Raw genomic sequence first — 2,959 nt, 5'->3', positions numbered from 1 at the left:
GTGGCGTTCTGGTCGAGGAGGGGGATGGTCACCACCGGCGCTATATTGCTGGGGGTGTTCTGGTCGGCGAAGACAAAATGACTCGCCGTCAGGCTGTTCAGCAGGTTGCCCGCCAGCGACACTTCGAAGCGGTTACCGTTGGCATCGACGGTAAGATCCTTGAGGTAGGTGCGGTTGGTCGAAGCGCTGTAGGTCAGCTGCAGCGTGCCGTTCAAGCCGTTACCCAGGGCCGTGTAGCCGAGCGCCGAGACATCGATCTTGTCGGCGGTCACGTCGAAATCGAGGATCTGATCACTGGCACTGGTGGTTCCCGTCCGGTAGCTGTCGAGCTTTGAGGTGTAGCGGAATACATCGGCACCCGCGCCGCCGGTGAGTTTGTCTACCCCGGTGCCGCCGACCAGGATGTCGTTGCCGGCCCCGCCATTAAGCGTGTCGTTACCGCTGCCACCGAGCAGTTGTTCGTTGGCCGCGGTGCCCGTCAGCGTGTCGTTGTTCGGCGTGCCATTGATTACAGTGGGTGCGCCGGGTACGTCCTGTACGGCCAGGGTAAAGCTGTCGCTGACGGTGGCATTGCTGCCATCGGACGCGGTGACCTGTATGGAGTACGTGCCCGATGCCGTATCGCTTGGGGTGCCGCTGAAGGTTCGGGTGGCGGCGTTAAAGGTCAGCCAAGCGGGCAGGGCGCTGCCATCGGCCAGTTTGGCGGTGTAGCTGAGGCTGTCGTTATCCGGATCGGTAAAACTGGTGGCCGGGACCACGTAGCTGAACGGGGTGTTTTCAGTGGCGTTCTGATCCAGCAACGCCGTGGCCACCACGGGCGCCTGGTTGGTCGGTGACGTGGTGGCGAAGACGAAGTTGGCACTGGTCAGCTTGTCGAGGTAGTTGCCGTCCAGCGCCACTTCGAAGCGGTTGCCATTGGCGTCGGCGGTCAGGGACTTGATGTAGGTCTTGGTGCCGGCAGTGTTGAGCGCCAGGTACACGGTGTTGTTTTTGCCATCCCCCAGGCCGGTGAAACCCATGGCCGAGAGGTCGACCTTGTCGGCGGTGATATCAAAGTCGGTAATCAGGTCGYCCAGGTTGGCACCGCCGGTGTTGTAGTTTCGGTAACTGTCCAGGCGATTGGAGAACACGAAGGTATCCGCCCCGGCGCCACCGGTGAGGGTGTCCATGCCGGCGCCGCCGTCGAGCTTATCGTCGCCCGCGCCACCACTGAGACTGTCGTTGCCCGCCAGGCCGAGTAGGGTGTCGGCCGAATCACTGCCCAAAAGCGAGTCGCTGCCGCTGGTGCCGGTGACCACTCGATTGAAAATGAAGTTGCTGGCAGTCAGGGTGCTGGTCAGGTTGCCCGAGAGAATCAACTCGAAGCGATTGCCGCTGGCGTCGGCATCGTAGTCCTTGATGTAGGTGCGGTTGTTGCTGGCGTTATAGCTCACTTGCAAGGTGCCGCCACGGCCATTGCCCAGGCCGGTGAAGCCGAGGCCGGCGAGGTCAATCTTGTCCTGGGTGACGTCGAAGTCGGTAATGGTGTCATCGAAGCTTGCGGTTGCGTTGCGATAACTGTCGGACTGAGCAACGAAACGGAAGGTATCGGCGCCCGTGCCGCCAGTGAGTTTGTCGATGCCTGCGCCACCCACCAGAATGTCGCCACCGGCCCCTCCATTGATGGTGTCGTTGCCGGCACCACCGTAGAAAATCTCGCTGGCTGCGCTGCCCAACAGAGTGTCGTTGCCAGCCGTGCCTTGCACGGTGGTCATCGGCGCCGTGGCGCTGACGAAGCTGCCGTCGCCATAGACCAGCGTGGCCCCATTGCTGGTGTGGCTGATAGTGTTGCCGATGATGGCGTTGCGATCGGTACCGTCTTCATTGCGCTCTGCAACACCGTAGGTCGACAGGTTGCTGCCGCTGATGATGTTGCCTTGGATCGTGTTATCGCTGCCGTTGAAGTACTTGCCGGACACGCCCAGAGTGTCGTCGTAGGACTGGATGATGATTTCCGGTACGGGGTTGCCCAGGGAATTGTTGTTGAGCGTGTTGTCTATGACCTCGACATGGTTGCTGCCGTAGATGCGGACCCCGGCGCTGCTGTTGTCATGGATATTGACGCCATTGACGGTCACGTCGCTGGACAGCTTGATCAGCACCCCTTCGGCGCCGTTGCCGTACACCTCGCCACCTGTGATGGTGATGTTGCTGGGGGAGGCGATGTTCTCGCTGCCGCGCTGCACCACGATGCCCGTGCTGCCATTGTTGTAGGCAACGTTGTTGGTGAGGGTGAAGTCGTGAGTACTGGTGACGACGTTGAAACCGTGGCGGTCATTGTCGTAGGCGACGTTGTTTTCGAAGGTGCTGTCACTGAGGAAGTCAGCAACGAAGCCGTCCAGGCCATTGCCGTGGGACACGCTGTTCTTGATGACCATGTTGACGGTCTGCTCATGGGGGTCGAAACCGTACCCGGAGCAATCCTTGATCTCGACACTGTCGAGGGTGACGTTGGAGTCGTAGCCTTCCTGGCCCGGAATGTAGCCGTTGAACCACCCATCGATCTTGCCGGTGGTGCTGTCGCGGTTACCGTCGATGGTGAGGTTGCTGACGCCAAAGTCGTGGGTTTCCTCGCCATAGGCCGAGCGGATGACACCCGTGATCTTGGTGTCGGAACCGTCAGCCACCTTGACGGTGGTTTCGCCCATGCCGTCGCCGTACAGGTAGACGTTGCTCTTTAGCATCAGGCAGCCGTCGGAGGGTTCMTCGCCTCCCGAAACGATATAAGTCCCGGTCGGCACATACACCTGCCCACCACCTGCGGCAGCCGCTGCATCAATCGCACTTTGTATCGCTGCCGTATCGTCTGTGATGCCATCGCCCATGGCGCCATAATTCTGTACGTTGAAAATCATAAACTTACTCCGTATCAGTCTAAAACCTCGATCGGTGCCAATATTCCATCGGCGGCCACGTGTTA

1 protein-coding gene is annotated in these 2,959 nt (G+C 60.2%); it reads right to left on the bottom strand.

What is annotated here, in order from left to right:
* Positions 1–2,894: M10 family metallopeptidase C-terminal domain-containing protein (locus AC1DRJ_RS23185; RefSeq protein ID WP_477804202.1), on the bottom strand; the 2,894-nt coding region annotated here is incomplete at its 3' end.
* Positions 2,895–2,959: the final 65 nt, after the last annotated feature.

It is taken from the genome of Pseudomonas sp. P5_B2, from assembly GCF_056400445.1.
Note: the sequence above shows the minus strand (reverse complement) of the source record. Positions and strands in the feature narration are given on the sequence as shown.